At 68.9% G+C, this 1,102-nt stretch carries 1 protein-coding gene; it reads right to left on the bottom strand.

The genetic code is table 11. From position 1 onward, the window contains the following. A partial coding sequence (locus ACFU95_RS51045) for an IS110 family transposase (protein ID WP_383844828.1) occupies positions 1-895 on the bottom strand: 895 nt, incomplete at its 3' end. Between the last annotated feature and the right edge of the window lie 207 nt (positions 896-1,102).

Genomic DNA, 1,102 nt, shown 5'->3' with positions numbered 1-1,102 from the left:
TGTTCAGGGCCCTGTTGCCGCCGGTGTTGAGACGATGGCGGACGTTCTTTCCGCTGGAGGCGTCCAAGGGAGCGCTGCCCACGTAGCTGGCGAAGTGGTGCTCGGTTGGGAAGCGGCTGATGTCGCCGATGTGACCCAAGACCTTCGCGGCCAGCACGGTGCCCAAGCCGGGCAACGACGTCAGGCTGGTGCGGGAGGCGGCGAGAGCGTCTCGCATCTGGGCCTCGTTGTCCTTGACCTTGCGATCGAGGCGACGCAGGTCGGCCAGCAGATCGCGGGCGATGTCGCGGCGGCAGTTGTCCGTTGCCGTGAGAGGCCGGATGCCCTTCATCAAGGTGGCGGCCTTGTCCGCCGAGAGCCGGGTCGGGGCGCCGCCGGGCAGCAGGTCCCGCAGGACGGCATGCAGGCGGTTCGTGGTGCGGGTGCGCTCGTTGACCAGGTCGTTGTGTCGCTCGGTTAGCAGTCGGAGGATCGTGGACTGGTCCTCCGCGGTGACCTTGCGCAAGTCGGTTCGGAAGAGGGCGACTTGAGCGACGTGCAGCGCGTCGGCAGGGTCAGTCTTGCGGTCACCGCCGGTGGCCAGGAGACGGGCCCTGGCGGACAGGGTCGAGGGCACGTCGACCACGTCCTCGCCGGCGGCGGCCAGCTGCTGGGCGAGCGTCCGCCCGAGGCCGCCGGCGCCTTCGACGGCGAAGCGGCGCTCGGGCCACTGCTCGCTCCAGCGCATCAGCTGACCGAAGGTTCCGGCGTTGACGACGAACCGACGCTGGCCGATCTTATGGCCTGCGGCGTCGATCGCGACGGCGGTGTGAGAGGACTTGTGGGGGTCGATCCCGATAGTGATCACGCGCGTCCTGACCTGGTACTCGAAGCGGCAGAAGTGTGCGGTGGGCACCCTGACTTGAAGTTGCGGTCTCACACGTTCATGCCTCTGTCGAGCCACACCGCGCGGGTGCCGGTCGGCGGCGGCACGCTAATCATGAGCCAGCCCCGCAGGGCGGCATGGGGCAATGCGAGCCCGTGCCGACCGGCGCCCTGGACGCTACGGCTGCAGACCGGGCGTCTGGGGTCGATTCAACAAGTCAGGGGCATGACCACCGGC

Origin of the sequence: Streptomyces sp. NPDC057623, from assembly GCF_042800355.1 — a bacterium.
In the GTDB taxonomy this organism is placed as follows: Bacteria; Actinomycetota; Actinomycetes; order Streptomycetales; family Streptomycetaceae; genus Streptomyces.
This window is presented reverse-complemented; position numbering and strand designations above follow the sequence as displayed.